This window comes from Actinomadura kijaniata, from assembly GCF_014138665.1.
GTDB classification, from domain to species: domain Bacteria; phylum Actinomycetota; class Actinomycetes; order Streptosporangiales; family Streptosporangiaceae; genus Spirillospora; species Spirillospora kijaniata.
On the sequence record NZ_JACJIA010000011.1, the window covers coordinates 94,068 to 111,524 of the forward strand.

Consider the following 17,457-nt stretch of genomic DNA (forward strand, 5'->3'; position numbering starts at 1 on the left):
GGCGGTCAGCGGACGTAGGCGCCCGTTCCGGCCGCGCGGGCGGTGGTGCGGGCGACCTGGTCGGCGACGGTGGCGTCCAGGGGGTCGCCGCTGACCAGGAAGCGGTAGTACAGCGGGGCCGAGACCGCGCGGATCACCTCGGCGGCGTCGGTGCCGTGGGGGGCCTCGCCGCGCTGCACCGCCTGGTCCACGCAGGGCGCCCACTCGGCGATCCGGGTGGCGTAGAAGCGGTGCAGGGCCTGGGCGGTGCGCTCGTCGGTGGTCGCCGCGCAGATCACCGCCTTGAACAGCACGCCCTGGCGCGGGTCGGTGAGGGTGCTCACCACCAGGCGGGCGTTGGCGCGCAGGTCGCCGTCCAGCGAGCCGGTCTCGGTGCGGCGGACCGACTGCTCGGCCATGTCGGCCAGCAGGTCGGCGACCAGGCCCTGCGGGGTGCCCCACCGGCGGTAGACGGTCGTCTTGCCCACCTCGGCGCGGCGCGCGATCTCGGCCAGGTCCACCCCGGCGAAACCGCACTCGATCAGCGCGTCCTCGGCCGCGCGCAGCACGGCGGCGCGGATCCGGGCGGTGCGGCCGCCGGGGCGGACGGTGCCGGGGGCGGACGCTGCATCCGTCATAACGGGTCTCCAGTTTCATTTAGGTCGGATCTTCTGCTAGGCTCCCCGACATCTTAACGGAACCACAGAACCGTTAACTTCGTCGAAGGGGCAGAACCATGGCCGCATCCACCACAGCCGCGCCGCCGGTCGCCGCGTCCGGGTCCAGGACCCGGATGACCGGCCGGGAACGGCTGCTGCTCACCCTGCTGCTCGGCGCCCAGTTCATGGTCGCCGTGGACTTCTCGATCCTGAACGTCGCGCTGCCCGAGGTCGGCGCCGGGCTGGGCTTCTCGCTGGCGAACCTGCAGTGGATCGCCACCTCCTTCGCCCTGGCCGCCGCCGGCTTCACCCTGCTGTTCGGCCGCGTCGCCGACCTGGTGGGCCGCAAGCGGCTGTTCGTCGGCGGCATGGCCGTGCTCGGCCTGTCCTCGCTGCTGGGCGGGCTGGCCACCGACCCGGCGGTGCTGCTGGCCGCCCGCGTGCTCCAGGGGCTGGCCACCGCGGCGGTCACCCCGGCCGGGCTGGCGCTGCTGACCACCGCGTTCCGCGAGGGGCCGCTGCGCGAACGGGCGCTCGGCCTCAACGGCGCGCTGATGTCGGCCGGGTTCACCGCCGGGGCGATCCTGGGCGGCCTGCTGACCAGCCTGCTGTCGTGGCGCTGGGCGTTCCTGGTCAACGTCCCGGTGGCCGCCCTGGTCGTCGCGCTCGCCCCCCGCGTGATCACCGATGACCGGTCGGGCGACCGGCCCCGCCTCGACGTGCCCGGCGCCACGACCGTCACCGCCGGTCTGCTGCTGCTGGTGTTCGGCCTCACCCAGGCGGGCGAGCACGGCTGGACCGCCCCCGCCACCCTGGTCGCCCTCGCCGCCGGGGCCGCGCTGACCGTGGCGTTCTGGTTCGTCGAGAAGCGCGCCGCCGCGCCGCTGATCCCCGTCGCGCTGCTGCGCCGCCGCAACGTGATCTGGGGCAACGCCGCCGGGCTGGTCGCCTTCGTCACCGAGACCTCGCTGGTCTTCCTGCTCACCCTCTACCTGCAGAAGGTGCTGGGCTACTCGCCGCTGGCGACCGGGCTGGCGTTCGGGGTGCTCGGCCTCGGCACCGTGCTGGGCGGCACCCTGGGCGGCCGCGTCGTCGGCCGCTTCGGCACCCGCGCCACCATCCTGGGCGGCGGCCTGGTGCAGGCCGCCGCGACGGTGCCCCTGGTCGCGCTCGGCGCCGACCAGGCGTGGCTGTGGCTGCTGCTGGCCGCCACCTTCGTCGGCGGCGTCGGCAACATGCTGGTGATCGTCGCCTTCATGGTCAGCGCCACCTCCGGGCTGCCGGACGCCGACCAGGGCCGGGCCACCGGGATCGCCACCATGACCCAGCAGGTCGGCATCACCATGGGCACCCCGATCATGAGCGCGATCGCCACCGCCGCCATGGCCGGCGCCGTCGGCGCGGACGCGGTCCTGTCGGGGGTGCGGACCGCCATCGGCGTCAACGCCGCCCTGGTCGTGGCCGGGTCCCTGCTGGCGGCGGCGTTCCTCGGACGCTCCCGGACCGCCGGTTCCGCGCCTGAGAACGCCTGACCGCCCCCGTACGAAAGGTCACACCCACCATGTCCGCCACGCGCACCACACCGGCCCGGCTCACCTGGCACCAGGCCGCCGTTCCCGGCGCCGACGGGATCGTTCCCGCCCGGGTCCACCGGCCCGCCGCCCCCGGGCGGTGGCTGGTGTGGGCGCACGGCGGGAGCTGGCGCACCGGCTCGGCCGCCGCCTGGCACGGCCCCGTCGCCGACCTGGCACTGGCCGCCGACGCCGTCGTCGTCAGCCTGGACTACCGGCTCGCCCCCGCCCACCGCCACCCGGCCGCCCTGCTGGACGTGCTGGCGGCCGTGGACTGGGCGCGGGCCCGGACCGCCCTGCCGGTGGCCGTCGGCGGCGACAGCGCCGGAGCGACCCTGGCCGCGACCGCCGCGCTGGTGGCGCGCGACCGGGGCGTCCGGCTCGCCGCCCAGGTCCTGGCCTATCCGCCCATCGACCCGGCCTGCCGCGCCGCCTCCTACCGCCGCGAGCCCGCCGCGTTCCCCACCCCGGCCGTGCTGCGCGCCGCCTGGGCCGACCACCGCGGCCCCGGCGGATGGCCCGGACGGCTCTACAGCACCCCGCTGGAGGCCGCCGACCTGCGCGGCGCGCCCCCGGCCGCGATCGCCGTCGGCGACGCCGACCCCGTCGCCGACGACACCCGCGCCCACGCCGACCGGCTGCGGCGCGACGGCGTCGCGGTCCGGCTGGCGGAGCTGCCCGGCCTCGGCCACGGCGCGTTCCTGACCAGCCCCCTCTTCCGGCGCCGCCTCGCCGCCGCCTACACCGGACTGGAGGACCCCCGATGACCACCGTTCACGACGCGCTCCTGCGCCACTTCGCCGACCTGCGCGACGGCACCCACGGCGACCACGCCCGCGGCCGCGCCGACAAGGAGGCGCTGTTCCACCGGGCGGTCGCGCTGCTGGACCCGCACGCCCGCCGCGCGCTGGCCGAGGCCGACGCCGAGCTGCTGCTGGGCGGGGGCCGGATCGAGGCCACCGGCGTCCGGCGGGACCCCGACGGCGGCCTGCACGCCCGCTGGACGCTGTCCTGGCCCCGGCAGCGGCGCGCGGGGATCCCGCCGATCACCCTGCACGCCTTCTACGGCGCGGGGTTCCACCACCCGCACCTGCGCGGCGGCACCGTCGGCGACTGGCCGCTGAACGTCTTCACCCCCGACCAGGCCGCCGCCGAACTGCCCACGCTGCGCGCCATCGCCGCCGCCGACGCCCACAACCTCGTCTTCCTCCGCGACTACCGCGTCATCCCCGCCAGCGCACCGCGGGCCGGGTGACGAACCTCCTCAGGAGTCCGGGCGCCGGAGGCGGGCGGCCAGGCGGCGAAGGGCGGCCTGGGACGGGGAACCGGAACGGGCCGGCCACATGTCGATCCCGCTGACGTCGGGATCGGCGGGGAAGTGGAGGCGCTCGATGCGGAGTTCGAGGGGGCCGACCAGAGGGTGGTGGATCCGCATCTCCCCGCTGCTCCACTCCCGCACCTCGTGCTCCCGCCAGAGGTCCTCGAACTCCCGGCTCTGGACGCGCATCACCGCGAGGTGCCCGCGCAGCCGCTCGTCCCCGGGGCGCCGGACCGCGGCCGTGCGGAGGAAGGCGACGTTGTTGCGGGCGTGCTCCTCCCAGGTGTCGCCCAGCACCCGGCGGGCGTCCTCGTCGAAGAACACCCAGTGGGACATGGTGCGCCGCTCCGGGGGCAGCCTCTCGATGCCCCCCACCAGCGCGGAGATCAGGGGGTTCCAGGCCAGCAGCTCGGTGCGGTGGCCGGTCACCACGGCGGGGACGATCTCCAGGGAGTCCAGCAGGTCGCGCACCCCCTCCCGGACGGCCGGGGACCCGGCGGCCCCGCCCGGCCGGGCGGGGCGGACCAGGTGGTGCAGGTGGGCGCGCTCGTCGCCGGTGAGGCGGAGCGCGTCGGCGATCGCGTCCAGGGTCTGGGCCGACACGTGCTGGCGCTGGCCCTGCTCCAGGCGGGTGTAGTGGGTGATGCTGATCCCCGCGAGCTGCGCCAGCTCCTCCCGGCGCAGCCCCGGCACCCGGCGCCGCTCACCGTAGCGGACCAGCCCGACGTCCTCCGGGCGCAGCCGGGCCCGGCGCGACTTCAGGAACTGGCTCAGTTCGGCACGCACATCCATCCGGCGAGCTTATGGGGGAGGACCGCGCGCGGCGGAGCCCGCCCGCCCCGTCGCTGACTGGTCAACGACTGGATAGCCGGAACCGGCCTCTGGGTAGCGGCGCCGCCGGACAGCAGGCTGGGCGCGTACCCCTTCCAACGAGGAACGGACGCATCCGTGAACGACTTCTTCGAGCCGCTGACCCTGGGCAAGCTGGAGCTGCCCCACCGGCTGGTGATGGCCCCGATGACGCGCAGCCGGGCGTACGGCGGGCTGGTGGACCGGTCCACCGCGGCGTACTACGCGCAGCGGGCCTCCGCCGGGCTGATCATCACCGAGGCCGTCCAGGTCAGCGAGATCGGCCAGGGCTACATCCAGACGCCCGGGCTGCACACCGCCCGGCAGGTCGGGGCGTGGCGGACGGTGACCGACGCGGTCCACGCCGCCGGGGGCCGGATCGTCGCGCAGCTCGTGCACTGCGGCCGGATCGGCCACCCGAGCCTGTACGGCGACCACGCCCTGCCCCTGGCCCCCTCGCCGATCCCCTCCGGCGAGCGGCTGTTCACCCCCGACGGGCTGCTGGAGCACCCGGTGCCGAAGGAGATGACCACCGCCGACATCGCCGCCACGATCGACGACTTCGTCACCGCCGCCCGGAACGCGGTCGAGGCCGGCTTCGACGGGGTGGAGCTGCACGCCGCCAACGGGTTCCTGCTGCACCAGTTCCTGGCCGACTCCACCAACCGCCGCACCGACGGCTACGGCGGCTCGGTCGCCGGGCGGATCCGGCTGACCGAGGAGGTCGTGGCGGCCGTGGCCCAGGCCGTCGGCCCCGAGCGGGTCGGCCTGCGGATCTCCCCGGGCATCACCTTCAACGGCATGGCCGAGGGCGACACCCCGGAGCTGTACCGCGCGCTCGTCCGCGCGCTGGCGCCGACGCCCCTGGCGTACCTGCACGTCTTCGAGATCCTCACCCGCGACGTGACCCGGATGATCCGCCGGGAGTGGCCGGGCGGGCTGGTGCTGTGCCCGCACCCCACCGCCGACTCGTTCCCCGCGACGCCCGAGACCGGCCGGGAGGCGCTGGCCGAGGGGGTCGCCGACGCGGTCGCGCTCGGCACCATGTGGCTGGCCAACCCCGACCTGGACGCCCGGATCCGCGCGGGCGGGCCGTACAACGAGCCCGACCCCGACACCTTCTACGGCGGCGACCACCGCGGCTACACCGACTACGCGACGCTGGACGACCCGCGGCCGGCCGAGGCCCGGCCGTGACCGCGCGGGCCCCTGCCCGGCTCGGCCGGGAGGTCCATCTCCGCGCCCGTCCCCACGGCGAACCGCGCCTGGACCAGTTCGCCCTGGTCGAGCGGGAGGTCCCCGAACCCGGCGAGGGCCAGATCCTGGTGCGCAACACCTGGATGTCGGTCGACCCGTACATGCGCGGCCGCATGAACGACGCACCCTCCTACATCCCGCCCTTCGCGCTCGGCGCCGCGATGGACGGCGGCGCGGTCGGGGAGGTGGTCGCCTCCCGCGCCGAGGCGGTCCCGCCCGGCACGACCGTCTCGCACTTCCTCGGCTGGCGCGACTACGCCGTGCTCGACGCGTCCGAGGCCACCGTCGTGGACACCGCCCTGGCGCCGCCGCCCGCCTACCTGGGTCCGCTGGGCACCACGGGACTGACCGCCTACGCCGCGTTGACCCGGGTGGCCCCGGTACGGCACGGCGACACGGTCTACGTCTCGGCGGCGGCGGGCGCGGTCGGCAGCGTGGCCGGGCAGCTCGCCCGCCGGTACGGCGCCGTCAAGGTCATCGGCTCGGCGCGGGGGCCGGAGAAGGCCGCCCGGCTGGTGGAGGACTTCGGGTTCGACGTCGCCCTCGACCGCGACGCCGGGCCGATCGCCGGGCAGCTCGCCCGGGCGGCGCCCGAGGGCATCGACGTCTACCTGGACAACGTCGGCGGCGACCATCTGGAGGCCGCCATCGCCTCGGCCCGGACCGGGGCGAGGTTCGCCCTGGTGGGCGCCATCTCGCAGTACAACGCGACCGGGCCGGTCCCCGGCCCTCGCAACCTCTACACCGCCTACGGCCGGGAGCTGACGCTGCGCGGCCTGCTGGTCGACTCCTACCTCCCGTTGCTCCCCGAGTGGACCGAACGGGCGGCGGCCTGGCTCGCCGACGGCTCGCTGCGCACCGCCCAGACCGTGGTGGAGGGGCTGTCCCAGGCCCCGGCGGCGCTCCTCGGCGTGCTCCGCGGCGCCAACATCGGCAAGATGCTCGTCCACCTCCAGGAGGGACCCTAGATGCAAGCCCTGATCCACGACGCCGCCGCCCCGCTGCGGCTCCGCCTCGGCACCGCGCCCGACCCGCGGCCGGGCCCCTCCCAGGCGCTGGTGCGGGTCGCCGCCGTCTCCCTGAACTTCGGCGAGATCGCCTTCCGCCCGGCGGACGCGCCGCCGGGGTTCGTCCCCGGCTGGGACGCGGCCGGGCACGTCGTCCAGGCCGCCGCCGACGGGTCCGGTCCGCCGGTGGGCACCCGGGTGGTGTCCTTCGGCTGGAGCGGCGCGTGGGCCGAGCTGCGCGCCGCCGGCACCGCCGACCTGGCGGTGGTCCCGGAGGAGGTGGACCTCGGCGCCGCGAGCGCGCTGCCGGTCGCCGGGGTGACCGCCCTGCAGGCCCTGCGCCGGCTGGGCTCGGTGATCGGGCGGCGCGTGCTGGTCACCGGCGCGTCCGGGGGAGTCGGGCGCTTCGCCGTGCAACTGGCCGCCCTGGCGGGCGCCCACGTCGTGGCCTCGGTCGGCGACCCCGCCCGCGCGGTGGGGCTGACGGACCTGGGCGCGGCCGAGGTGACCGTGGGCGTCGAGGGGCTGTCCGCGCCGGTGTACGGGGTGCTCGACAACGTCGGCGGCGACCTGCTGGCCGAGGCGTTCATGCGGCTGGAGGACGACGGGGTGGTCCAGGCGATCGGGATGGCGTCCCGGCGCCCGACGCTCATCGACTTCGAGACCGCCCGCACCCGGACCGCGCGGGGGCGGATCGAGAACTTCAACGTCGCCGGGCCCTTCGGCCCCGACCTGGACCACCTGGTCGGGCTGCTGCGCGCGGGACGGCTCGACCCGCAGATCGGCTGGCGCGGCCCCTGGGAGGAGGTGTCGGAGGCGGCCGAGGCCCTTCTCGCCCGCCGGGTCCCCGGCAAGGTCGTGCTCGACCTGCCCGAACACCACGCCTGACGCCCAGCGCGGCGACGGAAGGGCTCCGAGGCGATGCGCCTCGGAGCCCCCAGGGTTCTGACGTCGTGACCGGTCAGGTCAGCACGCCCTCATACCGGCCGGCGGGTCGGTGGTGGTGTAGAGGTGCACGGCCGGGATGTAACCCCACCTCTTGGTGACGTCGCCGTTGGTGTAGTACCAGACGTCGTTGCCTCCGTGGTGCCACTCCCCGCGCCTGTAGCAGGCGAAGACGCTGGGACTGGTCTTGAGGGTGTCGACGACCCGGCTGGTGCTGTTGGGGTGCTCGAACAGGTTGGCGTCGCGTTTGTTCTCGCAGAACAGCTTGCCGTCGGGACGGACGTGACAGGTACGGGCCGCCTTGTCGGCCGTGTCCGCCGGGGCCGCCGCCAGAGCGCCACCCGTGGTGACGCCCAGGCAGGCACCGGCGGCCAGGCCGACGACGCCCGCCTTGAGGGCCGTTCGCTTACTGAAAGGCATGGTGTTCCCCTTCTCGACGTGGTGCTCGTTCGACCGCCACTCGTAACCGAGCGTAGAAATCACCGTCCGCACATACATCGTCACGCAGAATGAGAATTTTCCGTACTTCAGGTGGAGTTGATCACGTAGCGTCACATCCGCAAGTACCGCACGCGGTAGGGCGAAAGAAGCAGGTGGGAACGGGTGCGCGTCCGCCGTCGCCCCGGGCTACTGCGGCCTTGCGCCCGGACGGCGGGACGGGAACTCCGCCCACACCAGCGTGCGGGGCCCGTCGGCGTGGTGCCCCCAGCGGGAGGCGAGCGCGGCGACGATGTGCAGGCCCCGCCCGCTCTCCCCTTCGGGACGGGGATGCGGTGCCGGCCGCGCCCCGCCCGCGCCGTCGTCGGTGACCTCCACCCGGAACGTCCCGGCCTCCCGGGACAGGGCGATCGTGACCTTGCCGCCCTGCCCGGAGGCGGCGTGCCGGATCGCGTTGCCCACCAGCTCGTCCACCACCAGCGCCATGTCGTCCAGCGTCTCGTCACGCTCGGTGAGATGGCCGGGGACGAGGGTGTCGCGCAGGAAACTCCGCGCGAGCGGCGCCGACCGTTCGACGCCCGGCAGCGTCAGCACCGCCAGCAGCGCCCCGTTCACGCCGCCGCCTCCGTCGCGATCCGCCGCGCCACCAGCTCCAGGCGGTCGGCCTCCAGCTCCACGCCCCGCCAGACCAACCGCCAGCACCCGCGCCGCCGCACCGCGAGAACGGGCTCCCGGTGCCCGGCCCGGCAGGGCACGAACAGCACGGGCTCGGCGTTGTGCGGGAACACCATCACGGTCGTCGCCGGAACCGCCCGCATCTCCCACATCAGCCGAACGAACAACGCGAACCGCGCCTCACTGGGCCCCATCACCGACCTCCTCACCGTCCCCGCCAGCGTCGTCGCACACCGTGACCGTCGCAACGCATCGCACGGATCCCCGATGGATCGGCCGTCGATGAATCGAACGCCGATTTATCGGCCTTCGCGGAACAGGTTGCCGCGACGACGGAGCGTGACGACAGTGAAGAGATGTCCACAGAGGGGCGCGGACTCTACCGGCGGCGAAGGATCGGGATCGAGCTACGGCGCATCCGCGAGGAGCGGGAGTTGACGCAGGAGAGCGCGGCGCGGCTGCTGGGCCGCTCCCAGGCGTCACTGAGCGAGTACGAGAACGGCCGCCGCGCCATCCGCCCCCGCGACCTCGCGCAGATCCTCGACGGCTACGGCGTCACCGACGACAGACTCCGCGCCCAACTCCTCGACCTGGCCGACAAGGGCCGCCGCGACGGCTGGTGGAGGGGTTTCGAGGAACGACTCGATCCCAACGCCGTCGACTACGCGTCGCTGGAGGGCGACGCGTCACGCATCAGCGCCTTTGAGCCGCAGTTGGTTCACGGCCTTCTTCAAGAGGAATACGCCAGGACGATCATCAAGTGTTATGTCGAACGGCTTAGCCCGTCCCTCGACTGTGAGCTTGAGGTCGACTTTCGGATGCGTCGTCAGCGCGTTCTCCGCTGCGCTAGGCCGCCCCACTTGGCTGTGGTGCTCGGTGAGGGGGCGCTGCATCTGGAAGTAGGGGGTCCCGTTGTCATGCGGGCTCAACTGGATCGCCTGCTAGGGGCAGCCGCCGCGCCGAACATTGACCTTCGGGTGCTGCCGTTCAAGGCTGGCATGCATCCGGGGACGAACGGAGCGTTCTCGATCCTGGACGTGGGAGTTGGGCGGAACGAGCTTCAAGTCGTGACAGTGCACAGTCTCACGATGAGTCAGTACATCGATGATGCCGAGAACATCGGCCACTACCGTTCAGCGTTCGACAGCCTGAGGGAACTGGCTTTGCCGCAAGCGGACTCCGTGGCGTTGATCGAGCGGATAGCGTCCAGCTATGCATGAATGGCAGAGCATGAGGGGCTTGTGGCGGAAGAGCAGCCACAGTTCGGGCGCGGGCACGGAGTGTGTGGAGGTCGCGGCTCTGATGAACGCCCGAGGGGTTGCCGCGCGCGACTCCAAAGATCCGTCCGGACTGGTCCTCGCTTTCTCGGCTGCCGACTGGCGCGGGTTGGTCGAGCGGCTGGTGTCCGGGAAATGAGCGCGCTGTCGAGCCCTGAGATGCGCTGGCGGAAGAGCAGCCGCAGTGCGCAAGCGGGTACGGACTGTGTGGAGGTCGCCGTCTTGGTGAACGCCGAGGGGATCGCCGCGCGGGACTCCAAGGATCTGTTCGGGCCGGTGCTCGTTCTCTCCCCGGCCGGGTGGCGTGGGCTTCTCTCCATGGTCAAGCGCGAGGGGTGACGGGCTCCTCCCGGCGCGTGTCGTAGGCGTGGCGGGCCTCCGTGATGGCGGGGGCCGCGCGGCGGGCCCAGGCGGACAGCGCCTCCAGGGGCTCGCGGATCTCCTCCACCAGCGCCGTGGTCGCGTACTCCACGCGGGGCGGGGAGTCGGGGTGCACGGTCCGGGTGACCAGGCCGTTGCGTTCCAGGTTGCGCAGGCTCAACGTCAGCATGCGGCGGCTGACGCCCTCGATCGCGCGCTCCAGCTGGGTGAAGCGGCGGGGGCCGTCGCCCAGCTCGACGAGCACCTGCGCGCTCCACTTGTCACCGATCAGGGCCAGCACCTCGCGGATCGGGCAGTCCGTGACCTGGTCCGTTACGGCGGTGTTCCGTTGCGACAAGAAAGTGCCTCCTTCCGGAGTTTTCGATCATGGCTCAGGATGGGGCCCGTTACAAGTCGTAACGTTCCTGGACAGAGAGGTTCGGCATGCCCGTCGCGCGCAGCAACGGATTCAAAATCGCCTACGAGGTGGCGGGGGAGGGGCCCCCGCTGCTCCTGCACCCCGGCATGTTCCAGATCGGCGCGCACTGGGACCGCGCCGGTTACACCGCTCCGCTGGCGGCCGCGCACACCGTCGTCACGGTGGACCCGCTCGGGCTGGGAGCGAGTGACGCCCCTCGTGACCCGGCGGCGTACGCGCTGGAACGCCGGGCCGCGTACGTCGTCGCCGTGCTCGACGACCTCGGGATCGGCCGGGCCGCGTTCTGGGGGTACTCGCTGGGCGCCCTGACCGGCTACGCGGTCGCGGCGCACGCGCCCGAACGCCTCACCCGCCTGGTCGCGGGCGCCTTCGACCCCCTCGACGGCTTCCGCTCGGCGGTCGGCCCGACCCTCGACCACCTCGGCCTGCCCGCCGACACCGACCCCTACCCGCTGATGGAGCGGGGGGCCGCCGCCGACCCCGCCCAGGCTGCGGTCATCGAGAACGGCGACCCCGAGGCCCTGCGCGCGAACTACGCGGCGTTCTCCCGCGAACCCGGCCTGCACGCCGAGCTGGCGGCCTCCGGCGTTCCGACGCTGATGTACGCGGGCACGGCCGACCCCTGGCACGAGCCGATGCGGACGTTCGCCGAACGCACCGGCACCGCCTTCTTCTCCGTGCCCGACGCCGACCACCAGGGCGGCTGGGACCGGGCCGCCGACGTGCTGCGCCGGGTCCGGCCCTTCCTGGACGCCCCTCAGTCCTCGGGGAAGGAGAAGTAGAGCCAGTCGCTGTAGAACGACGCGAAGTGGTCCTGCCACCCGGTGCGGACGGAGGCGAGCCAGGCGTCGTCGTCCCCGGCGATGGCCGCCTCCGCCCGGGCCACCTCAGCGGGGATGTCGTACTCGACCAGGCCGCGCACCGCCTCCTCGGGGTCCTCGTCCCCGAGCGAGATCATCTCGCCGGTCTCCAGCAGGAAGTACTTCGCGCGCTGCTTGTCCAGGTGCGCGGTGGTCCTGGCGACGCACTCGGCGAAGTCTCCGTCCGGAAGTCCCTGGCCCACCACCCGCAGCAGGTCGGTCAGCAGTTCGGCCCCGGCGTCGTAGTCCCCGGCGATGCCGATGCGCGGGTTCCAGATCATGGACGGGACGACGGCGGTGCCGCGTCCGACCAATATCTTGTGGGCGAGCGGGATGCTCCAGTTGTGCTCGGAGACGCACCGGATCGGCTTCGGGTTGCTCTGCTCGGTGGGCAGCCCGTCGGCGGAGTAGAGGTAGGAACGATTGGCCACGGCCGCGACCATAACAGCGCGCGCCGACAAGATCGTGGAAGGGCGGAACATGACGAAGGTCGTTCTCGCGTCGGGCTCCCCGTCGCGCCTGGACATCCTGCGGCGCGCGGGCGTGGAGCCCGTGGTGATGCCGAGCGACGTCGACGAGACGCCACTGCCGGGCGAGACTCCGTCGCGGCTCGCGCTGCGGCTGGCCGAGGCGAAGGCGTCGGCGGTGGCGCGCGGCGTGACCGAGGGCTTCGTCATCGGCGGCGACTCGGTCCTGGAGCTCGACGGGACCGTCTACGGCAAGCCGGGCGACCCGCAGACCGCCGTCGAGGTCTGGCGGCGCATCTCCGGCAGGGAAGCCGCCTTCCACACCGGCCACTGCGTGATCGACGTCGCGGCGGGCCGGACCGTCACCGCGCTGGGCACCACGACCGTGCGCTTCGCGAAGCTGTCGGACGAGGAGATCGCCGAGTACGTGAAGACCGGCGAGCCACTGGCGGTGGCCGGGGCGTTCAAGAGCTCCCACAGGGGTGGCTGGTTCGTGGAGGGCATCGACGGCGACCCCACCAACGTGCAGGGCCTGTCCCTGTCGATCCTCCGCCGCCTGTTCACCGAACTGGGCGTGAGCGTGGCGAGCCTCTGGAACGCCTGGGTCCTCGACCTCACCGGCGGGCCGGGCCGGTGAGGTCGAGGACCCAGGCGTTGCTGCGCATCAGCGTGCCGCTGCCCCTGGGGTACTCGAAGTCGCAGGGGCCTGACAGGGTGAAGCCGAGGCGGCGGCAGAGCGCGTTCGAGGGGGCGTTCCGGGCCGAGGGGAACGCGTGCAGCGTGCGGGGCGCGCCGGGGCGGCGGGCGGCTTCCCGCACGACGTCGACCAGGGCGGCACCGGCCGCAGCGGCGACGCCGCGCCCCTGGTAGGGCGGCAGGACCTCCAGCCGGTCTCGTAGATCTGCTCGCCCCGCCAGTCGTGCCGGTGGTAGTTGATGCTGCCGACCATCTCGTCGTCGAGCAGGACGGCGAACACGCGGCCGTCGCCCGCCTCCGTCATGGCGAGGTGGCGGCGATGCCGGGCGAGCAGCTCCTCCTCCGACTCGGGGCCGCCGACCCAGCGGCGCATCTCCGGGGTGTTGGTCCGCCTCAGGAGATCGAGCGCGGGTTCCGACCAGGGCACCAGACGAACGTTCATGCCGCGTAGCCTGGCACTCCCCGAGGCCGCCGAGCTTCCCATTTTGGCCGGCCGGACCCGTCCGCCCGGGGACGCCTGGCCCCTGAGTGCCAGAAGCCGGACAACGCTCACGGGTGAAGCGCCTCCGCGTCCCGGATTCCTAACGTGACGTCCCACAAGATCCAAGGGAGGCGTCATGATGCGAAGCACGAAGGCCGTTGGCGGAGCACTCGTCCTGGTGCTGGCCGCGGGCGGGGGCACGGCCTCGGCGGACACCGGGCACGCCGGGCTGCGGGACGCGCTGCGGCGGCTGACCGCCGAGGCCGGGACGCCGGGGGCACTGGCCGTGGTGCGGGACCGGACCGGCGCCACCGAGGTCCGCAGCGGCGTCGGGGACCTGCGGCGCGGCACCCCGGTGCCGCCGGGCAGCCGGTTCCGGATCGGCAGCGTGACCAAGACGTTCACCGCGACCGTGGTGCTCCAGCTCGTCGGCGAGGGCCGGGTCGACCTCGACGCGCCGATCGAGCGCTACCTGCCCGGCCTGGTGCGGGGCAACGGCAACGACGGACGGGAGATCACCGTCCGGCACCTGCTCGGGCACCGCTCGGGCCTGCCCGACAACGTGGAGCACATGGGGATCGGGGAGGCCGTCGAGCACCCGCTCAAGCACCGCGAGCCCCGCGAGCTGCTCGGGTACTCGCTCGCCCACCCCCGCCTGTTCAAGCCGGGCGAGGGCTACAAGTACTCGGGGGCCAACTACGTCCTCGCCGGGCTCCTCATCGAGAAGGTGACCGGCCGCCCCTACGGCGAGGCGGTCCGGAGGCGCCTGCTGCGGCCGCTGGACCTGCGCGGCACCTCGGTCCCCGGGGACCGCGCCGGCATCCCCGCCCCGCACCCCAGGGGCTACCTGCGCACGACGCCGGGCGAGCAGCCTCGCGACTACACGCGGATCAACCCCTCGGTGGCCTGGGCCGCCGGGGAGATGATCTCCACGGCCCCCGACCTCAACCGGTTCTTCGCCGCCCTGGTCGGCGGGCGCCTGCTGCGCCCCGCCGAGCTGCGCGCGATGAAGCAGGCCCGGCCCACCGGCAACCCCGGCGGCGCGGAGTACGGTCTCGGCCTGATGCGCGTCCCCCTGGCCTGCGGCGGCGAGTACTGGGGCCACTCGGGCGACATCCTCGGCTTCTCGACCATCGCCGGGGCGACCACCGGCGGGCGCCAGGCCACCGTCATGGTGAACCTCGCCCCCGGCGGCACCCAGGCCCAGAAGGACGGCCTGCGCGCCGCCGTCACGGCCGCCCTGTGCGGCGACTGAGCAGATCCAGCAGCTCGGTGCGGGCGACCGGGGTGCGGCCGTACGCCGTGTAGCCCTCGGCGTTCTCAAGGTCGGGGTCCGCGCCCGCCTCGAGGAGCGCCCGCGCGGCGGCGGTCGCCCCGGCGTTGCAGGCGCGCATCAGGGCCGTCCACCCCGCCGGCGGCTGCGCGTCGACGTCCGCGCCCTCCGCCAGCAGCAGCCGCACCATCGCGACGTCGTCGCGGGAGGCGGCGAGCATCAGCGCGGTCTCCCCGTCGAGCGGCCAGGAACGAGGATCGAGCGCCTCGACGTCGGCTCCCCGCGCCAGCAGCGCACGCGCCCCGTCGGCGTCCCCGCGCCCGACCGCCTCGAAGAACGCGGCGTGCAGGGGAGCGGCGAGGCGTTCGGCGGCCAGCGCGAGGACCCGTCCGGTGAACGCGGGACCGCCGCCGGCGGCCCGCGCCAGCCGGGCGACGTCGTCCAGCCACCGCCCGGTGGCGCGGTCGCCGGCGCCGAGCCGGGCGAACCCGCGGTCGAGCAGGCCGCGGGCCTCCCCGGGCCGTTCGCGGGCCAGCGCCCGGACCGCGTCCAGAACGTCGTCCAGGGCACCGGCGGACCCGTGGTCCGGGCCGTCGGCGGCCGACGCGGCCCGCACGTCCAGGTCCAGCCGCCAGAACAACGGCACGTCCCGGAACCGCACCGACAGCAGCCACCGGTCACCGGGGGGCGGGCCGGGGGCCGCGCGCACCTCGTCCACCGGCTGCACCGTCCCGAGAACGTCCGGAGCCTCGGCCACCGCCCGCGTGAACGCCTCGTCGGGGACCACCCACCGCACGTCGATGCCGCTGTAGAGGTCGCCCCCGCCCGCCGCCGGCGACCCGGTCGGCTCGGCCCGCGACCCGGGGCAGGCGGCCGTCAACGCGGCGCGGACCTGCTCCGCCATCCGCGTCCGGTCGATCCGCAGCCCCATCCTGGGCCCTACCAGTGCGCGGGCCGGGTCAGCGTGGCGGGGATCCGGGTCTTCGCGTCGCCGCGGGCCGCGTTCACCTGGGCCTGGGTGAGGAACAGCGCGCCGGTCAGGTCCGCGCCCGCCAGGTTCGTGTCGCGCAGGTCCGCGCCGATCAGCTCGGCGTCGCGCAGGTCCGCCCCCGACAGGTCGGCCGCGATCAGGCAGGCGCCGCGCAGGTTCGCCCCGCGCAGCCCGGCGTTCCTGAGGCGCGCGCCCACCAGGTCGGCCCCCCGGTGGTTCCGGGCGCGGCCGGGCAGCGCGGAACGCACCAGGTCGCCGGCGCGCAGCAGGATCTCGTTGACCCCGGCCCGGACGCCGGGGACGTCGGCCTTCAGCAGCGCCTCGGGGGTGTCGAGGGTCAGCGCCTCCACCTCCTCCCGCGCGCGGCGCGCGTCACCGTGGACGGGACGGGCCTCGGAGCGTTCCAGGACCTCGGTCAGGTACCACAGGAACTCCTGGAGCTGCCGCATCACCGGGAAGACCTCGAACATCAGGCGCGCGGTCGCCCGGTCCGCCCGCCAGGAGCGCCCCCCGAACGTGTGCTGGGACACCTTCTGCCCCGCGCCGAAGCAGTCGAAGACCGTGCAGCCCTGGAACCCCTTGCCGCGCAGGTCGGCGTGGATGCCGCAGCCGTAGTCGGCGAGCAGGTTCGCGCACGCCCTGCCGGCGGGCTTGTCCACCGCGAAGTCGGCCGAGGAGGCGAAGGGGAGCGCCACGCAGCACAGGGCGAAGCAGCGGGAGCAGTCGGCGTGAAGGTCCTGGCGGGACAAACTGAACGGTCTCCTGTCACGGGGCGGGCCGGAACCCCCATTGTGGCCGCTTCGGGCCCCGGACGCGGCATCGGCCCGCCGGTCACCGCCCGTCGGGCTCCCGCACCCAGCAGGCCGAGGACCACGGGACCGGGCACGGGCCGGGGTGCTCCAGGTCCGAGCAGGCCAGGCGGGGCAGCTCGGCGCCCAGCGCGTCGGCCGGGGCGGGCAGCAGCACCGGATCGACGTCGGCCTCGGCGTACAGCTCGTACAGGGCGCGGTCGCCGGGATCGCGGCCGGGCTGCTCGATCCGCCACTGATCGACCAGGTCCTCGTACATCTCGGCGACGGTCAGCGCGTCGTCCAGGCGCACATGGGCCTCCCGGACCTCCACGGTCCAGTCCCGCACCCCCCGCCGCTCCCGCAGCCAGGAACCGAGCCGGTCGACCAGCCGGTCCCGGTCGCCCGGCGTCGCGTAGACACCGAGCCGCAACTCCACCGTCTCGTTCACCGCTCCAGGTCATCAGGGTCGGCGGTGAACGTCAAACACCGTCGGCCCCCACGGCGGCCCACAGCGTCCGCGCGCACAGGTCGAGCAGCTCCTCGCGGGTGACGCTGCGGTGGTCCAGCCAGTCCAGGATCGCCGCCGTGACGAACGCCAGCCACCCGTTCACCGCGATCCGCGTGGTGTCGTCGACCTCCGTCACCGCCGCCAGGCCCGCCAGGATGCGGTCGCGCTGGGCGGCGGTCCGGGCCCGCTTGACCCGGCGGATGTCGGCGTCGGTGTCGGCGGCCCGCTGCGCGACCCGGAACCCGTCGGGGTTGCGCTCGGCGTAGTCGACGTAGATCTCCAGGCCCGCCCGCAGCTGCTCGGCCGGCGGCAGCGCCGGATCCGGGGCGCTGGCCTCCAGCAGCCGGGCCGACTCGGCCTCCACGATCGCCAGGAAGAACGCCCGCTTGCTCGGGAAGTAGTGGTACAGCAGCCCCCGCGAGACCTGCGCGATCTCGGCGACCTCCTCGACCCACACCTCGTCGTAGGGGCGGTTGGCGAACAGCTCGGCGCCGATCGCCAGCAGCTGCGCGCGACGCCGCTCGGTGCTCAGCCGGGTCCGCATGGCCTGGATCCTACCTATTGACACGAGTTCAGTAACGCGCGCATCGTGGGGCCTACTGAACTCGATTCAGCA

Annotated in this window: 24 protein-coding genes and 1 pseudogene; 12 read left to right on the forward strand and 13 right to left on the reverse strand. The window is 74.1% G+C overall.

Annotated elements, in window-relative coordinates; all coding sequences use genetic code 11:
• Nucleotides 1–5 precede the first annotated feature (5 nt).
• Nucleotides 6–617, reverse strand: coding sequence for a TetR/AcrR family transcriptional regulator (locus tag HNR61_RS33840; RefSeq protein ID WP_182847221.1), 612 nt, complete (start codon nucleotides 615–617; stop codon nucleotides 6–8).
• Nucleotides 618–715: 98 nt separating this feature from the next.
• On the opposite strand from HNR61_RS33840, the gene HNR61_RS33845 reads away from it, so the two are divergent.
• Genes HNR61_RS33845 through HNR61_RS33855 form a run of 3 tightly spaced genes read left to right on the forward strand, consistent with a single transcriptional unit; the run spans nucleotide 716 to nucleotide 3,464 of the window.
• Nucleotides 716–2,170: an MFS transporter gene (locus HNR61_RS33845; protein WP_220510124.1), complete on the forward strand. Its 1,455-nt coding sequence runs from the start codon at nucleotides 716–718 to the stop codon at nucleotides 2,168–2,170.
• 29 nt (nucleotides 2,171–2,199) lie between these two features.
• On the forward strand, nucleotides 2,200–2,976 hold the full coding sequence (locus tag HNR61_RS33850) for an alpha/beta hydrolase fold domain-containing protein (RefSeq protein WP_182847222.1): 777 nt from the start codon (nucleotides 2,200–2,202) through the stop codon (nucleotides 2,974–2,976).
• Nucleotides 2,973–3,464 (forward strand): hypothetical protein, encoded by a 492-nt coding sequence (locus tag HNR61_RS33855; RefSeq protein ID WP_182847223.1) that lies wholly within the window; start codon nucleotides 2,973–2,975, stop codon nucleotides 3,462–3,464. Before HNR61_RS33850 ends, HNR61_RS33855 begins: the two co-directional genes overlap by 4 nt.
• A gap of 9 nt (nucleotides 3,465–3,473) precedes the next feature.
• Here HNR61_RS33855 and HNR61_RS33860 read toward each other — a convergent pair whose 3' ends face one another.
• On the reverse strand, nucleotides 3,474–4,319 hold the full coding sequence (locus HNR61_RS33860; protein ID WP_182847224.1) for a helix-turn-helix domain-containing protein: 846 nt from the start codon (nucleotides 4,317–4,319) through the stop codon (nucleotides 3,474–3,476).
• A gap of 156 nt (nucleotides 4,320–4,475) precedes the next feature.
• Between HNR61_RS33860 and HNR61_RS33865 the strand changes: the two genes are divergently transcribed.
• The 3 genes from HNR61_RS33865 to HNR61_RS33875 are packed head-to-tail and all read left to right on the forward strand — an operon-like array spanning nucleotide 4,476 to nucleotide 7,528.
• On the forward strand, nucleotides 4,476–5,573 hold the full coding sequence (locus tag HNR61_RS33865) for an alkene reductase (protein WP_182847225.1): 1,098 nt from the start codon (nucleotides 4,476–4,478) through the stop codon (nucleotides 5,571–5,573).
• Nucleotides 5,570–6,601: an NADP-dependent oxidoreductase gene (locus tag HNR61_RS33870; RefSeq protein ID WP_182847226.1), complete on the forward strand. Its 1,032-nt coding sequence runs from the start codon at nucleotides 5,570–5,572 to the stop codon at nucleotides 6,599–6,601. Before HNR61_RS33865 ends, HNR61_RS33870 begins: the two co-directional genes overlap by 4 nt.
• On the forward strand, nucleotides 6,602–7,528 hold the full coding sequence (locus HNR61_RS33875; RefSeq protein ID WP_182847227.1) for a zinc-binding dehydrogenase: 927 nt from the start codon (nucleotides 6,602–6,604) through the stop codon (nucleotides 7,526–7,528).
• 78 nt (nucleotides 7,529–7,606) lie between these two features.
• On the opposite strand, the gene HNR61_RS33880 is transcribed toward HNR61_RS33875, so the two are convergent.
• The 3 genes from HNR61_RS33880 to HNR61_RS33890 all read right to left on the reverse strand — a co-directional run bounded on the left by HNR61_RS33880 (nucleotide 7,607) and on the right by HNR61_RS33890 (nucleotide 8,892).
• On the reverse strand, nucleotides 7,607–8,005 hold the full coding sequence (locus tag HNR61_RS33880) for a hypothetical protein (RefSeq protein WP_067824522.1): 399 nt from the start codon (nucleotides 8,003–8,005) through the stop codon (nucleotides 7,607–7,609).
• Between the two features lie 207 nt (nucleotides 8,006–8,212).
• Complete coding sequence (locus HNR61_RS33885) at nucleotides 8,213–8,638, reverse strand: ATP-binding protein (RefSeq protein WP_182847228.1); 426 nt, start codon at nucleotides 8,636–8,638, stop codon at nucleotides 8,213–8,215.
• Nucleotides 8,635–8,892, reverse strand: a complete 258-nt coding sequence (locus HNR61_RS33890; RefSeq protein ID WP_182847229.1) for a hypothetical protein — start codon at nucleotides 8,890–8,892, stop codon at nucleotides 8,635–8,637. The genes HNR61_RS33885 and HNR61_RS33890 overlap by 4 nt, the downstream gene beginning before the upstream one ends.
• Nucleotides 8,893–9,054: 162 nt before the next feature.
• On the opposite strand from HNR61_RS33890, the gene HNR61_RS33895 reads away from it, so the two are divergent.
• Genes HNR61_RS33895 through HNR61_RS33905 form a run of 3 tightly spaced genes read left to right on the forward strand, consistent with a single transcriptional unit; the run spans nucleotide 9,055 to nucleotide 10,314 of the window.
• A complete protein-coding gene (locus HNR61_RS33895; RefSeq protein WP_182847230.1) occupies nucleotides 9,055–9,918 on the forward strand; it encodes a helix-turn-helix domain-containing protein in 864 nt (287 codons plus the stop codon).
• 10 nt (nucleotides 9,919–9,928) lie between these two features.
• Nucleotides 9,929–10,114 (forward strand): DUF397 domain-containing protein, encoded by a 186-nt coding sequence (locus HNR61_RS33900; protein ID WP_312898253.1) that lies wholly within the window; start codon nucleotides 9,929–9,931, stop codon nucleotides 10,112–10,114.
• Between the two features lie 20 nt (nucleotides 10,115–10,134).
• Nucleotides 10,135–10,314, forward strand: coding sequence for a DUF397 domain-containing protein (locus tag HNR61_RS33905; RefSeq protein ID WP_220510159.1), 180 nt, complete (start codon nucleotides 10,135–10,137; stop codon nucleotides 10,312–10,314).
• On the opposite strand, the gene HNR61_RS33910 is transcribed toward HNR61_RS33905, so the two are convergent.
• Nucleotides 10,298–10,693, reverse strand: coding sequence for a winged helix-turn-helix transcriptional regulator (locus tag HNR61_RS33910; protein WP_182847231.1), 396 nt, complete (start codon nucleotides 10,691–10,693; stop codon nucleotides 10,298–10,300). The two genes, HNR61_RS33905 and HNR61_RS33910, sit on opposite strands and share 17 nt — an antisense overlap.
• 86 nt (nucleotides 10,694–10,779) lie before the next feature.
• Here HNR61_RS33910 and HNR61_RS33915 point away from each other — a divergent pair, with 86 nt between their 5' ends.
• Entirely contained in the window at nucleotides 10,780–11,556 is a 777-nt protein-coding gene (locus HNR61_RS33915) for an alpha/beta fold hydrolase (protein WP_182847232.1), read from the forward strand.
• Here the strand turns inward: HNR61_RS33915 and HNR61_RS33920 are convergent.
• The gene (locus HNR61_RS33920; protein WP_182847233.1) at nucleotides 11,532–12,065 is read right to left on the reverse strand and encodes a DUF7822 domain-containing protein; all 534 of its coding nucleotides are present in this window, start codon (nucleotides 12,063–12,065) and stop codon (nucleotides 11,532–11,534) included. The genes HNR61_RS33915 and HNR61_RS33920 overlap by 25 nt on opposite strands.
• Before the next feature lie 49 nt (nucleotides 12,066–12,114).
• Here HNR61_RS33920 and HNR61_RS33925 point away from each other — a divergent pair, with 49 nt between their 5' ends.
• Nucleotides 12,115–12,738 carry a Maf family protein gene (locus tag HNR61_RS33925; RefSeq protein WP_182847234.1) on the forward strand — a complete coding sequence of 208 codons (624 nt, stop codon included), beginning with the start codon at nucleotides 12,115–12,117 and terminating at the stop codon, nucleotides 12,736–12,738.
• Here the strand turns inward: HNR61_RS33925 and HNR61_RS48530 are convergent.
• Together HNR61_RS48530 and HNR61_RS50560 are read right to left on the reverse strand one after the other, a co-directional pair.
• Nucleotides 12,716–13,018: a GNAT family N-acetyltransferase gene (locus HNR61_RS48530; protein WP_376770293.1), complete on the reverse strand. Its 303-nt coding sequence runs from the start codon at nucleotides 13,016–13,018 to the stop codon at nucleotides 12,716–12,718. The two genes, HNR61_RS33925 and HNR61_RS48530, sit on opposite strands and share 23 nt — an antisense overlap.
• A 5-nt stretch (nucleotides 13,019–13,023) precedes the next feature.
• Nucleotides 13,024–13,416 (reverse strand): annotated as a pseudogene (locus tag HNR61_RS50560) (hypothetical protein); the annotation flags it as partial.
• Here HNR61_RS50560 and HNR61_RS33935 point away from each other — a divergent pair.
• Nucleotides 13,415–14,533, forward strand: a complete 1,119-nt coding sequence (locus HNR61_RS33935; RefSeq protein WP_182847235.1) for a serine hydrolase domain-containing protein — start codon at nucleotides 13,415–13,417, stop codon at nucleotides 14,531–14,533. The pseudogene HNR61_RS50560 and the gene HNR61_RS33935 overlap by 2 nt on opposite strands.
• On the opposite strand, the gene HNR61_RS33940 is transcribed toward HNR61_RS33935, so the two are convergent.
• The 4 genes from HNR61_RS33940 to HNR61_RS33955 form a co-directional block, all read right to left on the reverse strand.
• A complete protein-coding gene (locus HNR61_RS33940) occupies nucleotides 14,508–15,482 on the reverse strand; it encodes an ankyrin repeat domain-containing protein (RefSeq protein ID WP_182847236.1) in 975 nt (324 codons plus the stop codon). The genes HNR61_RS33935 and HNR61_RS33940 overlap by 26 nt on opposite strands.
• An 8-nt stretch (nucleotides 15,483–15,490) precedes the next feature.
• Nucleotides 15,491–16,291 (reverse strand): pentapeptide repeat-containing protein, encoded by an 801-nt coding sequence (locus HNR61_RS33945; protein ID WP_182847237.1) that lies wholly within the window; start codon nucleotides 16,289–16,291, stop codon nucleotides 15,491–15,493.
• 82 nt (nucleotides 16,292–16,373) lie between these two features.
• Nucleotides 16,374–16,781, reverse strand: coding sequence for a hypothetical protein (locus HNR61_RS33950; protein WP_182847238.1), 408 nt, complete (start codon nucleotides 16,779–16,781; stop codon nucleotides 16,374–16,376).
• 31 nt (nucleotides 16,782–16,812) lie between these two features.
• Entirely contained in the window at nucleotides 16,813–17,385 is a 573-nt protein-coding gene (locus HNR61_RS33955) for a TetR/AcrR family transcriptional regulator (RefSeq protein WP_182847239.1), read from the reverse strand.
• Nucleotides 17,386–17,457 lie beyond the last annotated feature (72 nt).